The 21636-nt window shown below is 50.4% G+C and carries 20 protein-coding genes; 8 read left to right on the top strand and 12 right to left on the bottom strand.

Features of this window, described 5'->3' with window-relative positions:
- Positions 1-49: 49 nt before the first annotated feature.
- Entirely contained in the window at positions 50-1207 is a 1158-nt protein-coding gene (locus OXN82_RS07760; RefSeq protein ID WP_321211275.1) for a site-2 protease family protein, read from the top strand.
- 34 nt (positions 1208-1241) lie between these two features.
- Here OXN82_RS07760 and OXN82_RS07755 read toward each other — a convergent pair whose 3' ends face one another.
- On the bottom strand, positions 1242-1397 hold the full coding sequence (locus OXN82_RS07755; RefSeq protein WP_321211274.1) for a hypothetical protein: 156 nt from the start codon (positions 1395-1397) through the stop codon (positions 1242-1244).
- 236 nt (positions 1398-1633) lie between these two features.
- Between OXN82_RS07755 and OXN82_RS07750 the strand changes: the two genes are divergently transcribed.
- The 3 genes from OXN82_RS07750 (at position 1634) to feoB (ending at position 7961) form a co-directional block, all read left to right on the top strand.
- Entirely contained in the window at positions 1634-5641 is a 4008-nt protein-coding gene (locus OXN82_RS07750; protein ID WP_321211273.1) for a cobaltochelatase subunit CobN, read from the top strand.
- A gap of 132 nt (positions 5642-5773) precedes the next feature.
- Positions 5774-6004, top strand: a complete 231-nt coding sequence (locus tag OXN82_RS07745; protein WP_321211272.1) for a FeoA family protein — start codon at positions 5774-5776, stop codon at positions 6002-6004.
- A gap of 1 nt (position 6005) precedes the next feature.
- Positions 6006-7961: a ferrous iron transport protein B gene (gene feoB / locus OXN82_RS07740; protein WP_321211271.1), complete on the top strand. Its 1956-nt coding sequence runs from the start codon at positions 6006-6008 to the stop codon at positions 7959-7961.
- Positions 7962-8035: 74 nt separating this feature from the next.
- Here the strand turns inward: feoB and tusB are convergent, their stop codons facing one another.
- The 6 genes from tusB to OXN82_RS07710 are packed head-to-tail and all read right to left on the bottom strand — an operon-like array spanning position 8036 to position 10789.
- The gene (gene tusB / locus OXN82_RS07735) at positions 8036-8374 is read right to left on the bottom strand and encodes a sulfurtransferase complex subunit TusB (RefSeq protein ID WP_242451228.1); all 339 of its coding nucleotides are present in this window, start codon (positions 8372-8374) and stop codon (positions 8036-8038) included.
- Positions 8359-8958, bottom strand: a complete 600-nt coding sequence (locus OXN82_RS07730; protein ID WP_321211270.1) for a (Fe-S)-binding protein — start codon at positions 8956-8958, stop codon at positions 8359-8361. The genes tusB and OXN82_RS07730 overlap by 16 nt, the downstream gene beginning before the upstream one ends.
- A gap of 9 nt (positions 8959-8967) precedes the next feature.
- Positions 8968-9324, bottom strand: a complete 357-nt coding sequence (locus tag OXN82_RS07725) for a DsrE family protein (protein WP_013296526.1) — start codon at positions 9322-9324, stop codon at positions 8968-8970.
- Between the two features lies 1 nt (position 9325).
- Positions 9326-9691 carry a DsrE/DsrF/TusD sulfur relay family protein gene (locus OXN82_RS07720; RefSeq protein ID WP_300477627.1) on the bottom strand — a complete coding sequence of 122 codons (366 nt, stop codon included), beginning with the start codon at positions 9689-9691 and terminating at the stop codon, positions 9326-9328.
- Positions 9692-9748: 57 nt separating this feature from the next.
- Positions 9749-10396: a DUF166 domain-containing protein gene (locus tag OXN82_RS07715; RefSeq protein ID WP_321211269.1), complete on the bottom strand. Its 648-nt coding sequence runs from the start codon at positions 10394-10396 to the stop codon at positions 9749-9751.
- Positions 10397-10789 carry an arsenate reductase ArsC gene (locus OXN82_RS07710; protein ID WP_321211268.1) on the bottom strand — a complete coding sequence of 131 codons (393 nt, stop codon included), beginning with the start codon at positions 10787-10789 and terminating at the stop codon, positions 10397-10399.
- Between the two features lie 139 nt (positions 10790-10928).
- Between OXN82_RS07710 and OXN82_RS07705 the strand changes: the two genes are divergently transcribed.
- On the top strand, positions 10929-12281 hold the full coding sequence (locus OXN82_RS07705) for an FAD-dependent oxidoreductase (protein ID WP_321211267.1): 1353 nt from the start codon (positions 10929-10931) through the stop codon (positions 12279-12281).
- On the top strand, positions 12274-13056 hold the full coding sequence (locus OXN82_RS07700) for a hypothetical protein (RefSeq protein ID WP_321211266.1): 783 nt from the start codon (positions 12274-12276) through the stop codon (positions 13054-13056). Before OXN82_RS07705 ends, OXN82_RS07700 begins: the two co-directional genes overlap by 8 nt.
- Before the next feature lie 107 nt (positions 13057-13163).
- Here OXN82_RS07700 and OXN82_RS07695 read toward each other — a convergent pair whose 3' ends face one another.
- From OXN82_RS07695 to OXN82_RS07685, 3 genes are read right to left on the bottom strand one after another with little or no spacing between them, the layout of a single operon-like run.
- Positions 13164-13697 (bottom strand): rubredoxin, encoded by a 534-nt coding sequence (locus OXN82_RS07695; protein ID WP_321211265.1) that lies wholly within the window; start codon positions 13695-13697, stop codon positions 13164-13166.
- 2 nt (positions 13698-13699) lie between these two features.
- The gene (locus OXN82_RS07690; protein ID WP_321211264.1) at positions 13700-14113 is read right to left on the bottom strand and encodes a ferritin-like domain-containing protein; all 414 of its coding nucleotides are present in this window, start codon (positions 14111-14113) and stop codon (positions 13700-13702) included.
- 5 nt (positions 14114-14118) lie between these two features.
- Positions 14119-15333: an FprA family A-type flavoprotein gene (locus tag OXN82_RS07685; RefSeq protein ID WP_321211263.1), complete on the bottom strand. Its 1215-nt coding sequence runs from the start codon at positions 15331-15333 to the stop codon at positions 14119-14121.
- A 123-nt stretch (positions 15334-15456) separates the two neighbouring features.
- Here OXN82_RS07685 and OXN82_RS07680 point away from each other — a divergent pair, with 123 nt between their 5' ends.
- The gene (locus OXN82_RS07680) at positions 15457-16206 is read left to right on the top strand and encodes a V4R domain-containing protein (RefSeq protein ID WP_321211262.1); all 750 of its coding nucleotides are present in this window, start codon (positions 15457-15459) and stop codon (positions 16204-16206) included.
- 51 nt (positions 16207-16257) lie between these two features.
- Here OXN82_RS07680 and cobI read toward each other — a convergent pair whose 3' ends face one another.
- Positions 16258-16956: a precorrin-2 C(20)-methyltransferase gene (gene cobI / locus OXN82_RS07675; protein WP_321211261.1), complete on the bottom strand. Its 699-nt coding sequence runs from the start codon at positions 16954-16956 to the stop codon at positions 16258-16260.
- Positions 16957-17048: 92 nt separating this feature from the next.
- On the opposite strand from cobI, the gene OXN82_RS07670 reads away from it, so the two are divergent.
- Positions 17049-18803 (top strand): ATP-dependent DNA helicase, encoded by a 1755-nt coding sequence (locus OXN82_RS07670; protein ID WP_321211260.1) that lies wholly within the window; start codon positions 17049-17051, stop codon positions 18801-18803.
- 23 nt (positions 18804-18826) lie between these two features.
- Here OXN82_RS07670 and OXN82_RS07665 read toward each other — a convergent pair whose 3' ends face one another.
- On the bottom strand, positions 18827-21628 hold the full coding sequence (locus OXN82_RS07665) for an FmdE family protein (protein ID WP_321211259.1): 2802 nt from the start codon (positions 21626-21628) through the stop codon (positions 18827-18829).
- Positions 21629-21636 lie beyond the last annotated feature (8 nt).

The following is a 21636-nucleotide window of genomic DNA, read 5'->3' as shown; positions in this document are numbered from 1 at the left end:
AGCTTTTATATGACCGCTTCAACAACCATTAAAACAGGTGTTATGTAATATGAATGCACTGTGGTTTTACGTCATCGCATTTATCCTGATATGGACACTCGCTGTTCTTTTCAGGGACAGACTCAAGATTGAGATACAGGGACCCCTCCTCCTGAGGAGAACAAAGAGGATGAGGGGATTCATCGACAGCATAGCGTCAGGCCACCCAAGACTCTGGAGGTGGATACTGAATGCGGGCATCCCTGTGGCGTTCTTCTTCATGTTCTACATGCTCTACCTCATGGTGATGTCCCTTCAGAACATATTCGTGACTCCACAGGCTTCACTCATCGTGCCGGGTGTTGACATACCGGGATCACCGGTTTACGTGCCTCTGGGTTACGGTATAGTGGGCCTTGCCACGGTCATAGTGGTGCATGAATTCGCCCATGGGATACTTGCAAGGGTTGAGGGGGTCCGTATAAAATCCATTGGCCTCCTTCTTCTGGCAATACTTCCGGGCGCTTTCGTTGAACCTGATGAGGATGACATCAAGAAGGTGAGCCCCATCTCAAAGCTGAGGATATATGCCGCCGGATCAGTGGCGAACCTCATACTTGCAGGTATATGCTTTGCACTATTCTTTGGTATTTCAGCATATGCCATGCCCGCTGCCTTCCAGGCCGACGGTGTTCAGATAGACAGTGTGGTCCCTGGAAGTCCTGCAAGCGAGGTCCTCAAACCGGGCCTCGTTATTGAGAGCATAAATGGAATGCCAACCACAAACCTCACCACCTATGGAATGGCCCTTAAGATGATACGGGTTGGTGAGGTTATCACAATAGACACTGATCAGGGGACATTCAGGCTTAAGACAGGCAGAAACCCCAACAACTCAAGCAGGGCCTACATGGGTATCCGGACCAGCAACCACCTGAAGGTGAGGGAGTCTGTGGCATCGGTCTTTGGCGGCACCCTGCCATTTGCCCTCACATACCTGGAGGAGCTCTTCTTCTGGATATTCTTCCTGAACTTTGCAGTGGGTACGGTGAACCTTCTACCTGCCAAGCCCCTTGATGGAGGCCTCATGTTTGAGGAGCTCCTGCGCTACAGGTTACCGGAGAGGATTGTTAAACCGGCGGTCAGCTATGTCTCCATATTTGTTATACTCATCATAGCGGTGAGTATAATCTGGGGCACAGGGCGCGGTATCCTGATGATGTTCTGATAGCTGAGCTATAAGCTGTCGACCGATGTTCTGATCAGCGCCTCTGGCAGCTGAAGCAGACATCGTCTTCCTTATCGGTCCTGTATATCTTACCGCAGCGGGGGCACATAACAGTCCTCATGCCGCTGCTCCTGGCTGGGGGATCGTGGCACTGGCACCTCACGCCCACCATCTTCTTCTTTTTCTTCATGTGATCTGATTTAGTTGCGGATAGGATATTATTTTTGTAAAGCACACCAGCGGGCCCTCTTTGATCATGAATCTGCAGATAAGATACTCATCTTTTTTGAGCCATTGACGTCTGCCAGGTATTAAATTCAGATACACAGCATATTAAAATAATTTTTATTTTTATTAAAGCAAATTTTATATAAATCTTAATTCAACAATATTTGATTTAAAATAAAATTAAATGGAGGTGAAAATATGAGAAGATCAGTGATTCCATTAATTCTAATCATTGCACTCATGTTTACAGGAGGTGTTTCAGCAGCGGATAACAGCAGCAACACCACGGGAGACGTTATTGCAGAGAACTCATCCCACTACAACCTTCTGATACTGACAGGGTCAACATCCAGTACAAAGGCGATAGTGGAGGGGTATAAACTGGCAGGCCAGAACGGCTACAGATTCAACCTCTCAATGTTCACCAATGACGAACTCCTGAGAAACGACCCGCAGATCGATGCAGCAGCCATTGAGGCTGGCAGAAGGGCCGATGTGATACTTATACAGATGATAAGCAGTCCAAACACGGTTGCAAAGGTCAACCAGATCCTCAACGTCACATCAGCAAGAAGGATCATAGCCATAGGAACAGGGAACACATTCAAGAGCTATCCACAGATAGGCGAGGACAATGCAACTGTTAAGAATATATGGGACCAGGGGGGCCCTGAAAATTTCAGGAGGATGATGTTTCTCCTTCTGAGGGATGCAGGGATGAAACTCAGACCAGGGGAGAACCTCACAGCAATTCCAGCCATAAAATCCTTTGTCTACCATCCTGAATCAGCACAGCAGTTCACCAGCTGGGACCAGTACTATTCATGGTATGTGCAGAGCGGACACTACAAGCCGGGAAAACCATGGATAGGGATCCTGACCTTTGACACCTACTACCGTGGAAGCGACATGAGGATGCACACTGCGATAGTTGAGAGCCTCGAGCGCAAGGGCTACAATGTGATGCTTGGATTTGCAGCGGACACACCAACAAAGAGGAATGTCATAGAGAAGTTCTTCCTGGATGGCAACAGAACACCAAGGATAAGTGGCCTCATAACCTGTATGGGGTTCAACCTCTATAACGGGGATCCGGTGAACTCCACCAGCATACTGAGGGAACTTGATGTACCCTCACTCTCAGCGGTATATGCTTCAAACCTCAAAACATGGAACGAGAGCATATCAGGACTCTCCTCCGAGGTCTACTGGCAGATAGCCATGCCAGAGATTGATGGGAGAATAGAGCCCATCATGATCGGCGGCGGCGTTGAGATGGTTGACCCGGAGACAGGCTTGAGGTACACATACTACGTACCCATACCCGACAGGATAGAGAGGCTCACAGAGAGGATGATCAACTGGGTGAAACTGAGGGAACTTTCAAACTCAGAGAAGAAGATAGCCCTCATCTACTACAACATAGGGGGCGGTAAGGATGGTATCAGTGCCAGCTACCTCAACGTACCAGAGAGCATAAGCACGATACTGAGTGCCCTGAAGGCAGCAGGTTACACAGTGGATGAAAAGTCAACTGCAGAGGTAATCAGCATACTCCTTGGACCGGGCCTCAATGTGGGATCATGGGCCCTAGGGGAACTTGCAAAGGTTGTGAAGGCAGGTGCAGTGACCATACCCGTATCAGAATACCTGTCATGGTTCAGCCTCCTTCCTGAAGCCCTCAGAAACAACATAACAGCAACCTGGGGGCCAGCACCAGGAAACGTTATGGTATACAATGGCAGCATCGTGATACCCGGTGTGATGCTTGGAAACGTATTCCTTGGGCCACAGCCAATGCGCGGTTTTGGCGAGGACGCAGCTGACCTCATACACTCAACCACGCTCCCACCCCACCACCAGTACCTGGCATTCTACCTGTGGCTTCAGAGGAACTTCAATGCAGTTATACACCTGGGAACACACGGAACCCTTGAGTGGCTGCCAGGAAAATCCGTTGGACTCTCCTCACTTGACTGGCCAGACGTAATGATAGGTGACCTTCCCCACATCTACCCCTACATCGTCAACAACCCCGGTGAGGGAACACAGGCCAAGAGGAGGGGATATGCGGTGCTCATCAACCATAACATTCCACCGATGGTCGTGGGTGAACTCTACGGAGACCTGGCTGAACTCCAGCACAAGATCAACAGCTACCACTCATCAGAGGATCCCCAGAGGAAACTGATAATCGCAGAGGAGATAAAGAACCTCACGGTGAAGCTGGACCTTCACAGGGAACTGAACCTTGACCTCAACGCATCCTTTGAGGAGGCACTTGACAGGATCGAACACAGACTCGATGAACTCTCAGCAACACTGATACCCTACGGTCTGCATGTATTCGGAGAACCACTGAGCGGTCAGCTACTTGATGCAATGGTTGAAGCCATTGTGAGCTTTGACCCGGCGACACGTAACACCACAGAGTTCAGGAACGCCATAAGGGAGAAGCTGGCCAGTGACTGTGAGATCAGCAATCTCCTGAGGGCCCTTGAAGGCAGATTCGTTGAGCCTGGAAGAGGCGCCGACCCCATCAGGATACCCGATCTCCTGCCGACCGGTAAGAACTCCTACTCATTTGACCCCAGACTGGCACCTGATAGGGCTGCATGGGAGATCGGTAAGAAGATGGCCGATGATCTCATAGCAGACTACCTTGCAAAGAACGGCAGGTACCCTGAAACCGTGGGGGTTGTTCTCTGGGCCATTGAAACCATGAGGACCAATGGACAGACAATAGCCATGGTGCTGAGACTGATAGGTGCTGAGCCGGTATGGGATAAGTCGGGAAGGTTCACAGGGATCAACGTGACCCCCCTTGCAACCCTGGGAAGGCCAAGGATCGATGTCCTTGTAACCATCAGTGGGCTCTTCAGGGATACCTTTGCCTACAGCATAGACAGGATGGACGAGGCAATAAGGCTTGTGATGAAACTGGATGAACCGGTGAACCAGAACTATCTCAGAAAACACTACCTTCAGGATCTCATGAATTACACCGCCAGGGGCCTGCCAATGGCAGATACACTTGCAGGGGCAAGGATATTCGGCAGCGCCCCTGGAAGTTACGGTACAGGGATACCTGCTGTTGTTGAGTCCACTGCCAAGTGGAACAACCAGTCACAGCTTGTTGAAACCTACCTTAACCACATGGGATTCATCTATGGAAAGGACATATACGCCATTGATGCAAAGGAGGTCTTCATGAAGCAGCTATCAAATGTAGATGCAACCGTGCAGGTGAGGGACAGTGTCTACGGGGTCCTGGACAACGATGATGTCTACCAGTACCTCGGAGGGCTCACAATGGCTGCAAGGGCAATGTCAGGTAAGAATGTTGCATCTTACATTGCCAACACAAGGTTCACCCCGAGGATTGAGACACTCTCAGATTTCCTTGCAGCTGAACTGAGGACAAGGACCTACAACCCAAAGTGGATTGAGGGAATGCTCAGCCAGGGCTTTTCAGGGGGTCATCAGATCTCAAAGGAGATAGGACACCTCTTCGGGTGGAGCGCGGTCACACCTGAACTTGTACAGGACTGGATGTGGCAGAGGGTCGCCGAGACCTATGTCCTTGATTCTTCTGTGAGGGACAGGTTCAGGAGTGTTCAGCCCTATTCGTATGCCTCCACCGTGGCATGGCTTCTTGAGGCCAGCAGAAGGGGCCTGTGGAGGGCTGATTCAGCAACGCTTCAGAGGCTTGCAGATGAGTATATCTCGGCGGTCAATGAGTATGGTGTTGTCTGCTGTCACCATACCTGTGCCAACATCGTCTTCAATGAGTGGGTTGTGAAGCTCTCCTCCCTTAACCAGGCTGCCCTGAGGAAGTTTGCAAGTGCAATGGCAGCAGCCACAGGAAAATCCATTGATGTACCGGGATCTGATACGGGGTCTGATACATCTGGCGGGACAGGTGATGATGGTCTTGGTGCTGGTGAAACCGGTGCACCGTCATCAGGTTCAGCCGGTGGAATATCAGGTTCCACACCCAGTGAGGCTGCCAGTTCTGGTGAGTCATCTGAGGCCAGTGAGGTTTCACAGTCAGAACCTGCCGGCGAGTCAGGTAAGGCCTATGAGGTCGCTGCTTCAAGCCAGAGCGGTTCAGCAAGCACCCAGACACCATTTTATGCTCTTGCTGGCATCATAGGAATTGTATGCCTCCTTGGAGCAGGGTATTTCTATCAGGGAAGAAATTAAACCCCTATTTTTTTATTTTTTGATGTCTGATTTTTCACCCTCATGAAACCCATTTTAGGAAAACCTAAAAATTTATATGTGATGGGGGTTTAGGTATAACTAAAGTTTAGGAATACCTAAAAAGGTGGTGTCATGGAAACTACACTCGACAGAATATCCGAATCAGAGATGGTAACGGTCACCTCAGTTGACATTAGCGGTAACCTAAAGCACAGGTTCACGGTGATGGGAATCGTCAGGGGGTCCAGGGTAACCCTTGAAAAGGTTGCACCCCTCGGCGACCCCCTCAAGGTGAGGGTCAGGGGCCACCCCTTATCCATCCGCAGGGAGGAGGCCTCAAGGATAAGGGTGAGGAGAGATTAGGTTGTCACTGAGGATAGCCCTTGCAGGAAACCCCAACGTGGGTAAGAGCACCCTCTTCAACAGCCTCACAGGCCTAAATCAGCACGTCGGCAACTGGCCAGGCAAAACCGTTGAAAAGAAGGAGGGGCACCTGCACTTCAGGGGATGTGACATTGAGGTCATAGATCTGCCGGGAACCTACAGTCTCACAGCCGGTTCTCCAGAGGAGGAGGTGGTGATTGATTACCTCCTTGAGGAGTCTCCGGATCTTGTGATAAACGTTGTTGATGCATCAAATCTCGAAAGAAACCTTTACCTGGCCCTCCAGATAATGGAGTTTGGCCTTAACACCGTCATCGCAGTGAACCTCAACCGCGAGGCCGAGAGGAGGGGTTACAGTCTGGATTATGGGAAACTTGGGGAACTCCTGGGTGTGCCTGTTGTGAGGATCGAGGCAACTGAAGGCGAGCAGGATGAGCTCCTTGAAAGGGTAATCGAATGGAGTAAAGGTGAACCCAGGATCCCCGGATATGAATTCCTGAGACATGAATCTCTGAGCAGACTGTATGAACTCATCAGGGGCAGCGAACTCAAGTTTCCACCCCAATGGATCATCATAAAGCTCCTTGAGGGCGATGAGAGGGTGGCCTCAATGCTCGGGGAGGAAATTCATGATGAATTCAGGAGGATTCGCGGGGTCCTTGAGGATGAATACTCTGTGAAGGCTGACGTGATTGTATCCGATGCCCGTTATGGGCTTATAGAGGCCCTTCTTGAGAGTACACTCAGAAAGCCACCGGTGGATCGGGTTACAGGTTCAGAGATTATTGACAGAATTGCGCTCAACAGGTACCTTGGCCTTCCGGTACTCCTTGGGGTGATGTGGCTGATTTTTCAGCTGACATTCACTGCAGGGGCCCCACTGACAGACCTCTTGGATTCCGCCTTTTCATACCTTGCAGCTACGGTTCATGATATCATGGGTGATTCTATACTGGCATCCCTTCTATCTGATGGGGTGATAGGTGGTGTAGGATCTGTCCTGGTCTTTATACCCAACATATTCATCCTCTTCTTCCTCCTGTCATTCCTTGAGGATTCAGGTTACCTTGCCAGGGCGGCATTTGTCATGGATCGTGTGATGAACACACTGGGGGGTCTCAGTGGAAGGTCATTCATCCCCATGGTGCTGGGTTTTGGATGCTGCGTACCGGGCGTCATGGCCACAAGGACGATAGACTCTGAGAGGGAGAGGATAATAACGGCACTAATAGTGCCCTTCATGTCATGCAGCGCAAGGCTCCCTGTCTATGTGCTATTCACAGCAGCCCTCTTCCCGGTTATCTACCAGGGCTGGGTGATATTCTCACTTTACATTCTAGGGATAGTGGTGGCCATACTGACCGCCCGCTTACTCGGTAATAGAATCGTGGAGGGTGAAAGGTCACTCTTCCTCATGGAGCTTCCACCCTACAGGGTGCCGAGATTTAGGACACTGCTCATCCACACCTACATGAGGGGTGTTCAGTTTATAAAGAGGGCTGGGACCATCATACTTGCAGGTTCACTGGTGATATGGTTCCTCTCGAACTTCCCGGGAGGGAACGTTTCATCATCAATCCTGGGGATTACAGGATCCATGATAGCTCCCATCTTCCAGCCACTGGGCTTTGGGGACTGGCAGTCTGCGGTTGCAATCATATTCGGTTTTGCCGCAAAGGAGCTTGTAATAAGTACCTTCGGGACGGTATACGGCACCGGTGATGTTGCAGCAACCATTCAGGGGATTTTCACGCCACTGGAGGCCTTCTCCTTCATGGTATTCATACTGCTCTACACCCCCTGCCTCGCAACACTTGCCGTAATAAAGCAGGAGGCCGGTACAAAATGGGCCCTCTTCTCTCCCGCATATTCCATGCTGGTTGCCTGGATTGCGTCATTCCTTGTCTACACGGCAGGTACTCTGACTGGTTTATGATCACAGAATGGAGGTGAAATCATGGTCTCCCGTGGAGGTATAAGGGGTGCAAGAAAACCTGTAAAACCAGAAGATTAGATGGTGAAGACCATCCGGTGCTTCTCCATGATATCCACAACTATCCTGTCAAAACCCTCAAGTATTTCCACACCATCGATGAGCATGTCACGGGTTATACCCCTTGCCATTAGATCTTCCTTCCTTGCAAAAACAGCCTCGGTCTCTGACAGTTCTCTGATGGTGTGGGAATACCTGTTTTTTTTCATTGCAGCATACACACCACTGGATATGAGGTACACGGTGAGTTCATCTTCCCTCCATATCCCCACAAGGTCAAGGAATGTCCTGAAGCCCAGTTCAGATGGACTTTTAGTTACAAGGAACCCCACAGAACCCATCAGTAACCGCTCCACCCCAGTGTCTCCATGAGTTGCTCACCAAGAAGTTTCTCAAGGCACTGGACATTCTCCTGCATCCATGGCTCCTTGAGGGGGTAGCAGTTATCGAGTTTCTGCTCACCGTTCAGGAGCTTCATTGCAAAGGCCATGCATGTTGATTCACCGCATTCGCCACAGTTGCTGCCAGGGAGGCACCTCTGTATATCGAGGGGTCCAATGCTTTCCACGTCCCTCCCACGCACACCCCTCATGTAGGCCTCGTAGGCCTGGTTTATCCTTTCCATGATCCTCCTTATGATATCAAAGGCCTCCTCCACGTCATGGTTTTTGTTCATGCTGACCTTCCCTGAGGGGTAGAGGCTTATGAGCCTGTCGTAGATGGTGAGGGTGAGAATGTTTTTCTTCTTAACATAATTCACAGCACCCGGCGGATACATATTTGCCAGGAGGGGGATGATGTCTCCGATTTCAGAGTCAAGCTCCATAAGGACCCTTATTTTCCCCTCACTTGCAATGCATGGCTTAACCTGTTTGAGGGTAACCTCCCTTACAAGGGGCCCATCAGGGATGAGCTCCCTTTTAACCTCATCCATTTCCATAACGGCACCTCATATCCTGATAACTGCGGTTTCACCCTTTGCAGAGATTATCTCATGGAGTTCCTCATCGTTTATTATCTCTGCAGCTTCGACAAGATCCTCCTCCACAAGCCCCCTCTCCCTGAGGGACCCCTCATGTACCAGTATGCTTCCCTCCGGAAATATGAGGTATGTGAGCTCCTCCACATTTGGGTACCCTATGCTCTCTGATTTCTGATCTGCAACTGCAGCGTAGACACCGTCCTCCATCAGGAGAACGTCAGAGTCAAGGCCACTGTTCAGACATGCTATGACAACATAGAAACCACTGAATGCATCTTCAGATCCATAGGGGGCCCTGTCTATTATTATGAGAGAGGATTTCATTTTAACAACCCAGACTTATCACGCGGTGACTTTTCTTTATCCATTCTGCCAGTTCATAAACACTTTTTATCTCCACGCCCTTTATGTAGGGCTTCTCTGAACAGGTGTAGCCCCGTGCGGTGGAGCACCTTATGCAGGATATCACATTAACACCGGACCTTACAAGGGCCCTGAATTTTTCTGCCACATTGGGGAATGACTGGGGGGCCTGGTCCCTTTTCGGTACATGTGTTCCATCCATGTAAAGGAATATGTTAACATCGTAGCCATTTTTTATGGCGCTTTCTGCCAGTTCTGATGCTATATCAGCATACTGATGGCGGTAGGGACCCTCAAGGAGGACTATTGTGAGCAGTTTTTTCTCCATGGATCTATCTTCGCATCCATAAAATAAATAATTTATTATGAATAATAATGATAGTTTTCAGTGATTTTCAAGTGCCCTCTCAAAGGCCTCGCAGTGGATCCTGGCAGCCAGCTCCTTCTTGCACTCATCATCTGCAAATAACCTCATCTTGGCGGCTCTGCAGGGGTAATGCTGTATTTTAAGACCTGCACGGACAGGCAGATCCTTCACCTCAGTTCCGGCAAGTTCCTCTGCAACAAACCGTGTTGCACCGCAGGGTGAACACCTGAGGACCCTTATATCCTTTACCCTGTCGTCTTCAACATCAACCTCAACCACGGGCTTTCCAAATTTCGATACGAATTCATCAAAGGATGGATTCCCGTTCTCCTCAAGGTCGCACATGTTCTCTGGTGCTGTGACATTCCCGTATCCCAGCAGCTGATTCCTGAAGCCCTCACCCCTCCAGGCACCCACTATTATCCAGTCAACCTGATTGTGGATGCGGTCCACAAGTTCAAGTGTGAGGTCAGGGTGGAGGATGTAGGTTATAACGATATGCGCTGATACTATCTGCTCAATCTTTTCCTGTGGTATTTCAACTTCATCTGCGAATATGCCTGAGGGTGCCTGGAGTTCAATGAAATCTGTTTCAAACTCCTCACCTATGTTTTCGTGGGCCCTTTCACCGTAGGGGCCGTCTGTCACTATTGCAACCCTGACCATTCAATCATCCTCCGGTTTGAATTCAGTCCTTATCCACTCTGCGATTTCATCGCGTATCCTTCTGAATCTGGCTATATCCCCACCTGCAGGGTCTGGAAACTCCGCATGCATGTACCTCTTACCACCAGGGAATACAGGGCATGCCTCATCACAGAGGCTCACAACCACATCAAACTCCTCACCCTCGAGTTCCCTGAGGTCGGTGGGCTTATGGGAGCTCATATCGATTCCAATCTCCTCCATGACCCTCACTGTCAGGGGGTTGATTTCCCTTGGCTGGCTTCCGGCACTCTGGACATGGTAGTGCTCCCCGTACATGTTTCTGAGAATACCCTCAGCCATCTGGGACCTTCCTGAGTTGTTTCTGCATATGAAAAGAACCCTCTTCTTCATGGTGATCCTCTTTACAGTTTCTGGCACATAAACCCGTGCACTGAAATCTATTCATACATCCAAATTTATAAATATATCGAGTTATTTATGAGATAAAAAATAAAACCATAAGTGATAACTCTGAGGGAGAAAGGGATAAATGAGAGTTGTTATAGTTGGAGGAGGGGCCGGAGGACTTTCAACGGCCTCAAACATAAGAAAATATGATAAGGATGCAGAGATAACTGTTATAACCCGTGATAAGCACGTGGCATATTCACCCTGCGCCATACCCTACGTTATGTGCGGGGAGGTTGAGTGCTTTGATGATATAGTGATGCACCAGCCAGAGGACTACAGGGAACGCAACATAGATATCCTCACAGAAACCGAGGTGGAAGAGGTTGACTCCCATAAAAAAACCGTGACCTATGTGAAGGATGGTAAACGCCAGGAAATACCCTACGACGTCCTTGTCCTTGCAACCGGGGGCTCCCCATTCATACCACCGGTTGAGGGGGTTGACCTTGAGGGGGTGTTCACCATAAGGACACTCACAGACGGTGAGAGGATAAGTGAATGGGCATCCAAAAGTAAAAAAGCCGTGGTGGTGGGCGCAGGGCTCATAGGTCTGGAGATAGCATATGGTCTTCTGAAAATGGGACTTGAAGTCACCGTGACAGAGATGCTGCCACAGATCGTCCCCCGTTCCCTGGACCCGGACATGGCAGCCATAGTACAGGAGTACCTTGAGGAGAAGGGGATAAGGGTTGTCCTTGGAAAGGCACTTGAGAGGATAACCGGAGACGAAAGGGTCGAGGCGGTTGCTGTGGGAGATGAGTGCATTGAGGCCGACCTGGTGGTCCTCGCAACAGGGGTGAGGCCAGAGACAAAACTTGCTCGGATGGCGGGATGCGAACTGGGACAGTGGGCGGTAAGGGTCAATGAGAGGATGCAGACAAGCGTACCTGACATTTATGCCGTCGGGGACTGCGTTGAGGTCTACGATGCCGTGACAGGCTTCAGGACCCAGTCACCACTGGGCTCCACTGCCGTGAGACAGGCCCGGGTGGCTGCAAGGAACATAGTGGGTCTTGATGCAACCTTCAGGCCGGTTCTCAACGCCATGGTATCAAAGATAGGTGAACTCGAGTTCGGTGCTGTTGGACTCACAGAGGTCATGGCACTCCAGAGCGGGATAAAGGTGGTCTCAGGAAAGAAGAGGGCCCTTACAAAGGCCAGATACTATCCCGGCGCCGAGAGGATTGATGTGAAGATGATATGTGACCTCAAGGGAAGGATAATCGGGTGCCAGATGGTTGCAAAGGAGAGGGTGGCTGAAAGGGTTGACACCATGTCACTTGCCATATCACAGGGACTCACATGTTCAGATCTTGCCTGGACAGAGTTTTCGTATGCGCCCCCCGTTTCAATGGTCATCGACCCCATAATCCTTGCAGCTGAGGCCGCCTGTGAAAAACTCAAACGGGTGAACAGCAAGCAGGATGATTGAAATGAGGCAGTTTCTCATAACCCCTGCGGCGGGTAAACGCCTGATTGCCAGGGGAATGATTCGGCACCCCGAGGTGGAGAGGGTTCTTGAGGATGGAACCCTTGTTATAATTGCAGGGACAACCAATGGCTACATAGCAGAGGAGATCCTGGCAGAAATCGGTGAGGATGGATTTGATCGAAGGGGCTTTCACAGGGGTATAACGGTCCCCGCAAATATCAGCAGGGATGATATGGGTCGGATGGGCACAGATTTTCCAGGTGACGTTGTGATCAGAGATGGCAGATGGGAGCGTGGTCTTGAAATCTTTGATGTTGCAGACGAACTTGGAAGGGGAGACCTCATACTCAAGGGTGCCAACGCCCTCGACTATCAATCAGGAAGGGCCGCTGTCTACATAGGCCACCCAATGGGGGGCACGGTAATTGCTGCACTGCAGGCCGCTGTGGGGAGAAAAACAGGGCTTATAGTACCCGTGGGCCTTGAGAAGATAATACCCGGGGACCTTGATTCTATTGCACTCAAACTCAACTCAGCAGCTGCCGATGGGCCAGGCATGCTTCCCATACCCGGCAGGGTATTCACCGAGGTTGATGCCCTGGAACTTCTAACAGGCGCATCTGCAGAGCCGGTTGCAGCTGGAGGAGTCTGTGGTGCCGAGGGGGCATTTTACATACTGGTTGAGGGCAGTGAAAGGTCACTTGAACTTGCAGAGAGGATAGTTGGGGAAATTGCAGACGAACCACCCTACGCCAACATTTATAATAAAAAATAGTACAGGGCCCTGATTTTATTCAAATTCATAAAAATTCTGTTTCACCTGGCCAGGTGGGATAAGAAAAAAATTCAATTAAGATGATGATGGGATGAATCTGGCAGGCCCTATTTTTTTGATACCCCTGAAAGTTCGATGATGTGACCGTATTCCCCTGGAAGCCTCCTTATCCTGTACCTGTATCCTGTGGAGGTCTCAAGGGCCGCTGCAGCGGTGTTTGCATAGGGGCAGGTGGATACTGTGACCCCATCGTCCTCAAGGGAGCGGCAGAAACCATAGAACCTGCAGTTTTTCACATCCATAACATGCTTCTCTCCTTCAGAGCACTCGATGGATGCCGCGAATCCATGGCTGAGGAAGTATTCTGCTGTTGATTTTACAGGATCCTCAGGGTCAATGATCTCTGCCAGGACGAAGCCCATCTCCCTTGTGACTCCCTGGGAACCATTGCCGAGGACCTTCCAGAGGCTCTCTGTGATGGCCCTGAACATGAGCATGAATGGCTGCTCAGGGGATGATGAATCGGTTGAGTGCTCAAACTCGTCTCTGCCCACACCACACTGGGGGCAGACCCAGCCATCCCCAAGTTCGCTGAAATCCCTGTCAGGGACCTGGTACTGGCATATCCTGCAGACGTACATCTCTATCCCTTGAAGTACCTCTCGAGAATGCCCCTGAGCATACGGGCATGCCTTCCCTCATCCCTTGAGCTCTCATGGAAGAAGTCACAGGCCTCATCAACACCACACTCTGTGGCCCTGAGGGCCGCTTCACCCTTTTCCCTGCTGGCAGCCTCTTCACCCTCAAGCATCATCTCGATGTTCTCCTTGAGGTTGTCTCTGATCACGCCATTGAGCTCTGCAAACCTGGCTGCATGCTCAGCCTCCTCGAGGGCTATGGTTCTGAGGGCCTCTGCCACCTCAGGGAGGCCTTCCCTCTGGGCCTGCCTCGCCATTGCAAGGTACATTCCAACCTCGGAGCATTCTCCCCTGAAGTTGGCATCAACCACCTTCTCCATCTCAGTATCCCTGCATATACCTGTCCTGTTTTCGTTCATGTCATTCACCTCCGGATTTCAGCTGCAAGTTTTCTCCCTGCCTCAAAGCAGGCGTCGAGTTCTTCACCTGTGGGCACGTAGTAGACTTCCTCCTCGCAGGTAACATCGAATCCCGCCTCTGCAAGAAGCTCCTTCATGGTGCCTGTGGCACCACCATTTCCACCCATTGACCCGAATACAAGGGCCTTCCTGGTGAGGGTTCTGTTGAATTTGAGGCCCCTGAGGTACATGAGGAGGTCTCCGACGCTTGGGTAGGGCTCGTCGTATATGGTGGGGGCTCCAAGTGCTATGGCGCCGCTTTCAAGTATGTCCTTCACGATTTCGCTCCGGTCATCCTCATGGAGGCAGTAGACCCTAACATCGACCCCCTCACTCATAGCTCCCTCTGCTATGGCATGGGCCATCTTCCTGGTTGAACCGTGCATGGTGTCGTAGATCACCGTGACCCTCTCATCCACAATGCCTGTGGCCCAGCCTGTGTAGGCCTCTATGATCTTCATGGGGTCTGTCCAGATCTGCCCATGGGATGGGGCGATCATCTGGATCCTTTCGAGTAGCCCAAGCTCCTTAACTTCATCGAATTTTTTGAGTACCAGCTTTGAGAGTGGGGTTATGAGGTTTGCATAGAACTTCCTGGCGGCATCCATGAGGATGTATTCTGGTATCTCCCTGTCAAGGCGCTGGGGGTAGCAGAGGTGCTGCCCGAAGGCGTCGTTTGAGAAGAGTATCCCATCCTCATCAAGTAGGGTGAACATGCTGTCTGGCCAGTGGAGCAGTGGGGCCTCCAGGAATGTCAGTGTCTTCCCGCCAAGATCGAGCACATCCCCTGTTTTCACGGTCCTGAACTCTGCTCCCCTGAGGGAGGGGTAGTGTTTCAGGAGCCCCTTAACAGCCACCTCTGTGCAGTAGATGGGGGCTTCAGGGAACCTTCTGTGGAGTTCCACCAGGACACCGCTGTGGTCCTTTTCAACGTGGTTCTGGATTATGTAGTCAACCCTGTCCATTCCCACCTGTTGCAGGGCGTCCTCAACCCTTGCCATGAGCTCATCAAAGGTGCCGGGGTAGGAGTTGTCTATCAGTGCAACCCCATCATGTCCACAGACAAGGTAGGCGTTGTATGTGGTGCCCTGCAGGGTGTATCCATGGTAGTTTCTAAGATCCCAGTCCAGGACTCCAGTCCAGTACACTCCATCGGATATTCTTTTTGCTGCGGCCTTCATATTATCACCGGATATTCAGTTCGTATGTCATCGAATGTACTATAACCTACGAACTAATATATAATTTTTTCTGTTCTATGGTGGTGAAACAATTTTATGGATGGTGAAACATAACTCTGCTCAATGAGGGAAAGACAGCAGTTCACAATATTCGCAACGGATAGGGGAATAGAGGTAATCGAGAGTCCCGTTAAATCACTCATACTATCGGAACTCATGAAGAGGGAACTCAGATTTCAGGATATAGTCAGAATAACCGGGAAATCCAAGTCCACGGTATCAAAGCACCTCTCGGATCTCAGAATGGCTGGCCTCATCGTTGAAAGGCCGGACCCTGCAGACAGGAGAATAAAGGTCTTCTCAATAAACTCAAGGTACCTGGGTAAACTCAGAAGAAAAAAGCGCGGAGAACTGGATGAGGAAAAAACAGAGTTTCTTGCAAAACACCTGACCTCAGTGGGGGACCCATTTGAGTTCTTCAGGCTGATGTTCCATGTGCTCCGGGTTGAACTCATAAAGGAGGGTATAAACATCGACCCAATTCTCCACGAGGTGGGATTGAAGATAGGGGAGGTCATATACCCCAGTTTAAGGGCAGAAAACCTCGAGGATCTCCTTGAAAACCTCAGAAGATTCTGGAGGATAAACCGGCTGGGGACACTCAAGGTGGAAAGCACTGATCCACTTATAATCAGGGCCTACGACTGCTTTGAATGCGGACTGCTTCCTGACATCGGGGAATCCGCCTGTGCCCTGGACTCAGGGATACTTGAGGCCGTCTTTGGCAGATACTTCAATTCTGATGTTGAAATACAGGAGACAGAATGCTATGCAAGGGGGGATGAGAGGTGCTCATTCCTCATAAACCCATGAGGGTCCCGGTTCATGGCCAGGATACCCAGGAACCCCCACCAGGGCTTTCGATTAGATGCTCCCCCTGAACCTCACAATGGTCGTTGCAAGGTACCTCCCCTGTGACGGGAAGCCCCTCTCAACCACCTCATCATCCATGCTGCAGTTCTCCACAGATACGACATCCCTCTCCCGGGGGTCGGACTCCACAACCTCCCTGGCGCGCCTCCCATGACGTGAGGTCTTCATTATAACGCAGGCATCAACGTTTTCAATTATGTTCCTGAAGCGCTCATCAACCCTTGGCACCACAACAAGGATCTCATCCCCCTCCACGATAGCCGTGCCTGCACTTGCAGCACACGCTGTGAACGATGTCACACCAGGAACCATCTCTGTCTCAAAGCCCATATCCTCAATCCGCCTCTGAAGGTAACTGAAGGTGCTGTAGATGGAGGGGTCACCCAGGGTTATGAATGCAACATCCCTCCCTGAGGCAAGTTCCCCTGAAACCAGGCGGGCAGCCTCATCCCAGTGCCTTTCAAGTTCCCCCCTGTCATCTGTCATGGGAAATACAGGATCAATTACCCTGTAATCATCGTCACGTTCACTTAAAACATCCTTCACAATTGAAAGGGCTATGCTGTCCCTTTCAGATGACGAACGGGGAGCGCATATAACTGGAACTGATCTTAAAACCTTCAGGGCCCTTATGGTTAAAAGTTCACTGTCACCTGGCCCAACACCCACACCTATGAGTTTTCCATTCATTAGAAACACCTGATAATCATTCTGCAGTCAATGAATTTGTTTTCAGTGGCACTCTCTAAACTTATATAGTTCCTCACCCTTAAATAGACTCCATGGAAAACCCACTTTTCTGTCCCGACTGTGGAATGATGAGGGATAACTGCACATGCAGGGGCAGGGGGCGCCTTTCATTCTTCAGGAACATCATAAAATCCGATGAGAAATCAGATTCCATCAACGAGGACCTCCAGAAGAGGTATCCCCATATACCCGGCGAAATCATAGAGAACTTTCCCTTTCCCCAGCCAAGACCAGGGCAGCTTGATATCATAAACGACATCTACCAGGCACTTGAGGACGGCTACCGTTACGTTATACTGGAGGCAGGTACAGGTACCGGGAAGTCGGCAATAGCATGCACCCTCGCAGGGATCTACCAGCCTGCATACATACTCACAATGACAAAACAGCTCCAGGACCAGTATGCAAATGAATTCGGGTTTCCGGTTGTGAAGGGGAGGGGTAACTTCCTCTGCCGCAACGACGACCTTGAGTCAACCTGTGACATGGGAACCTGCCAGACAACCCCCTCATCAGAGAACTTCCACTGCCCCTACGGTGTTGTGAGGGGCGAAACACTCCTGGGTGAGGAGGCATTCCAGGACTCATATGGCAACAGGGTATTCTTCAGGACAGATGAGCACTGCCACTACTGGGAACAGAAGGCAGAGGCCATAAACAGCCCCATAACCCTCATGAACTATGACTACGCATTCCTTGAACTGAACTACGTGGGCCACTTTGACAGGAGGAATCTCATGATACTGGATGAGGCCCACAACATCGAGGATAAACTCATGAAGCGACTGGAGGTCACCATATCCAACAGGCGCCTCAGGAAGGACATTAAGAGGACAATACCCTCCAGTATGATGCAGGAGGATGACCCCGCCGAGTGGATCCTCCAGGTTGAGGCCATAGCCGACCACTACAGTGACCTTGAACTGGAATCACTGCCCAGGAAGAGGAGGGACAGGATAAAGAGGACCATCAAGAGGCTTTCGGAACTTAAAATGAGCCTTGAGGATGAACCAAAAAACTGGGTTATTGATTCCGACGGTGAATCGGTTTCATTCAAACCCCTCAGGGTCCACCACTATGCACATGACCGCCTCTTCTCCTACTCTGAGTCATGCCTCTTCATGAGCGCCACAATACTGAATGAGAGGCTCTTCTGCCAGTGGCTGGGCATAAAACCCGATGAGGCCTACATCGTAAGGGTCGACAGCCCATTCCCGGCATCAAGAAGACCCATAGAACTGAAGATCGCCGGGAAAATGTCAAGGAACCGGATAAAGCAGACGGCCCCGGAGACCATCCCAATACTGAACAGGATCCTTGAAAGGCACAGAAACGATAAGGGACTCATACATACACACAACTACCGCTGCCAGAGGTTCATAATGGAGAACATACCAAACAGGAGACTCATCGACCACAAGGCATCCAACAGGGAGGCCGTTCTAAGATACTTTGAGGACTCCACTGAACCACTGGTCCTTGTGAGCCCATCAATGAGTGAGGGCGTTGATCTACCCTATGATAAGTGCAGGTTCCAGGTGATCTACAAGATACCCTTCCCCTACCTTGGGGATAAGCAGGTGAACAGGAGGCAGAGGATGGACCAGAGGTGGTACGCCTACAAGACAATAATGACACTGATGCAGGCATATGGGCGTGGTATGAGGGCCCATGACGACTCATGCTACACCTACATACTGGACGGTAACATAGAGATGCTCTTCAGAAGCCCCCTCTACAGGTCGCTCCTCCCTGAGTTCTTCAAGGAGGCCATAGTCAATGAGTGATATATAAAAAGAAAAAAGTTTTTTTATTTTCCGGCTCCACCCCTTAGGAACCCGAAGGCCACGAGACCAGCAGCCACAAGGACGCCCACGATACCATAAACATACCATGATGATTCTCCGTCACTGGAAGATGATGTCGCATTCTTAACCTCATATGCCTTCTTACCTTCAACGGAGGACTCCTCTGAGGCTTCAGATGCAGCACTCTCACCAGCAGGTGAAGTACTGAGGTCAACACCCGGTGAGTAACCGGCATGGACACCTGTAACACCATGAGAACCTGAGGACACGCCACCAGTTGAGCCGCCTGTGGAGCCACCAGGAACACCTCCCTGGTTCCCACTCTGTGATCCGCCATTGTTCACAGGTATGAGGTCATCCAGAGTTCTTGCAGGTATTGAACGCAGGTAGGCGAGCGGGTTACCATTTGCACCACTCTGTATCACCCTCAGTTCGTCCTCTGTTATCCACTTCTCAACCTCCTTTGTGAGCACCATGGGAGATGTCATGTAAGCTGGTGTCTGGCCGCTGTAGAGCATTATGAAGGCGGCGGCCCATTTCTCGAACATGGCATTCCTTGTGGTGCAGTCACTGAGGTCAAACTGTGGCCATCTGAAGCTTATCATCACCGCCTTACCAACCTTCTTCACGGGGTCCCATAGTATGAGTATTCCCTCTTCACTTCCACCGGGGATCATGGGTGATTCAAGTTCATCCTGGAGAACCCTCTTCGCAAAGTATGTGCCTGTACCAGGGCTAACACCCATGAGATAGAGGAGGGCGTCGTCCTTGCAGTATATGCTTGTCCCGAACCACTGGTACTGCTGGCCAGCTTCCAGCGGATAGTTCTCAAAGGCATACTCTGTTATGAAGAAACCTGGCTGAACACCGGGGCAGACATGGTTGTGGAATAGGAACGTCACGAGCTGGTCGTAGGGGATGTCGTACTTCCATGCGTTTGCTATGCTCTCTATGCTGAAATATGAACTTCCAAATATCCTTGAATTTGCGGTGTCTCTTGCGGCGTCATTAAGGGCTGCAGGACCTATGTCGTTGACCCGTATACCATCCGGCGTGGCCCCTGCAGTGAGGGCACCTGTCGTGGGGTTGTAGGTTATGTATACTGAGTCCAGTGTTCTTCCATCGGCTCCCTTAAGGACGAATGTGAACCACAGGGGCTTGTAGAATGGGCTGTGGATCGGTAGCAGATTTTTCCTGCTGAGTCTTGAACCAAGGACCTCAAAGATTCCGTCATAACATGCATCTGTTGGCGTACCGTTGAGGTAGACGTAACCTGCCGATGTGAGGACGGCAATGTTGAGACTGTCCCTTTCAAGGTTCACACCCCTCTCAGCCATGAATATGTTCTTTGCCATCTCTGCAGCCATTTTTCCGATCTCCCTGAGCTCAGTGTAACTCACACCACCAGCTGATGTGGCGGGGGTTGCCCTGGTTGCATTTGGAAGATTGAGTCTGTTTATGTATTCCATGTCAAGGCCGTGGGTTTCGTTCACCTGGTTATAGTTGACCTCCCTTCCCGCAAGGTAGTAGTACTGATCGGCTGTGAGATTATCGAGCTCTTTAACTATGGTTACAAGTGATGTGGGGTTCTGTGTAACCTTTTTAACAAGCCAGGCATTGAATTTGAGTTCTGATACTGCTGTTGCACCTGTTTCCCTTTTGTAGAGGTCGATGAGTGCCTGCTGGTCAAACTTCATGACAACAAGGGTGCCCGTATTTGTCCTTGAGTTCCATCTTATGAAGCCAACCATACTCGCATCTGCACCAGTACCTGATGTATCAAAGCCAAGGTATGACCTCTTTCCAGGTGTATTGTCGAGTGCAAGTATGAGTGCGTCGTCATCTGATCCGCCTGGAACACCTATTGTTACATAGTTGGTGATTTCTATCGGGGAACCTGTTGACCAGTCCTGAAGTGGCGGGTAGTACATGTATAGCGTTTTGCTCATGGCATAGCCGCTGATTGTTCCAATACACATGTGACCGTGGAAAGCTGCCTGCTTGAGAAGGTCAGCGGGGGCTCCAACAGCCCATGCATTGGCAAGGCTTGCGAATGGAAAGGCGTCTTCCCCCAGCCTTGAGGTCAGGTTGTTCCACTGGGTGATGGTCATGTTCTGGGAGACGGTTCCAAGATAAACAAGGGTGCTGTTTCTGTAAAAAGCCATAAGAAGGTCTTTGCCCTTTTTTATTATGAAGGCCGTGCAGAATGGATCCACTGCTGTTCTCCTGAGGGTGAGTATGTTGGCCTTTCCATAACTGATAACACCCCCTGCCCTGTTGAGTATGCCCTCTATCACGTCTTCGGTCGTCTTATTTCTGTATTTAACAAGACCTGCGGTTGTTATAACCAGAACTTCACTTCCTGATGTGAAGTTCAGGATTCTGTTGGCCCTCTCGGTCACATCTCTGCCAAGACGGTATGCTTCTGTTGCATTGAGCAGAAGGTTCAGGCTGGCGTAGTACCTTGTGTCTCTGGGATCCCTCGGGTTTAATGTGAGGTTGAGTCTTCTCTCTGCGGTTATGTATCCAGGGGCCCTCACCGTGAGTGTAAGATTTGATGAGCTTATATTTGTGTGCTGGAATATCAGCTTTGTGTAGTCGCTTGATGGGTCGTAGGTTCTCGTGTAATTCAAACCAACCCCCGAGTCTGTGATCTCAAATGTTGGGTTTATTCTGGCTGTGTCATCGCTGTACTGGTAACTGACAAGTACGCCAACTTCACAGGTTGTGTTGTCTGCAGCCGCCACCGATCCTGTCATTAGGATCATCATTAAGAGCACTGAGACAAGAAATAGCTCACGCATTTTTTTCA

The sequence above is a fragment of the Methanothermobacter sp. DP genome (genome assembly GCF_026692625.1).
GTDB lineage: Archaea > Methanobacteriota > Methanobacteria > Methanobacteriales > Methanothermobacteraceae > Methanothermobacter > Methanothermobacter marburgensis.
This window is presented reverse-complemented; position numbering and strand designations above follow the sequence as displayed.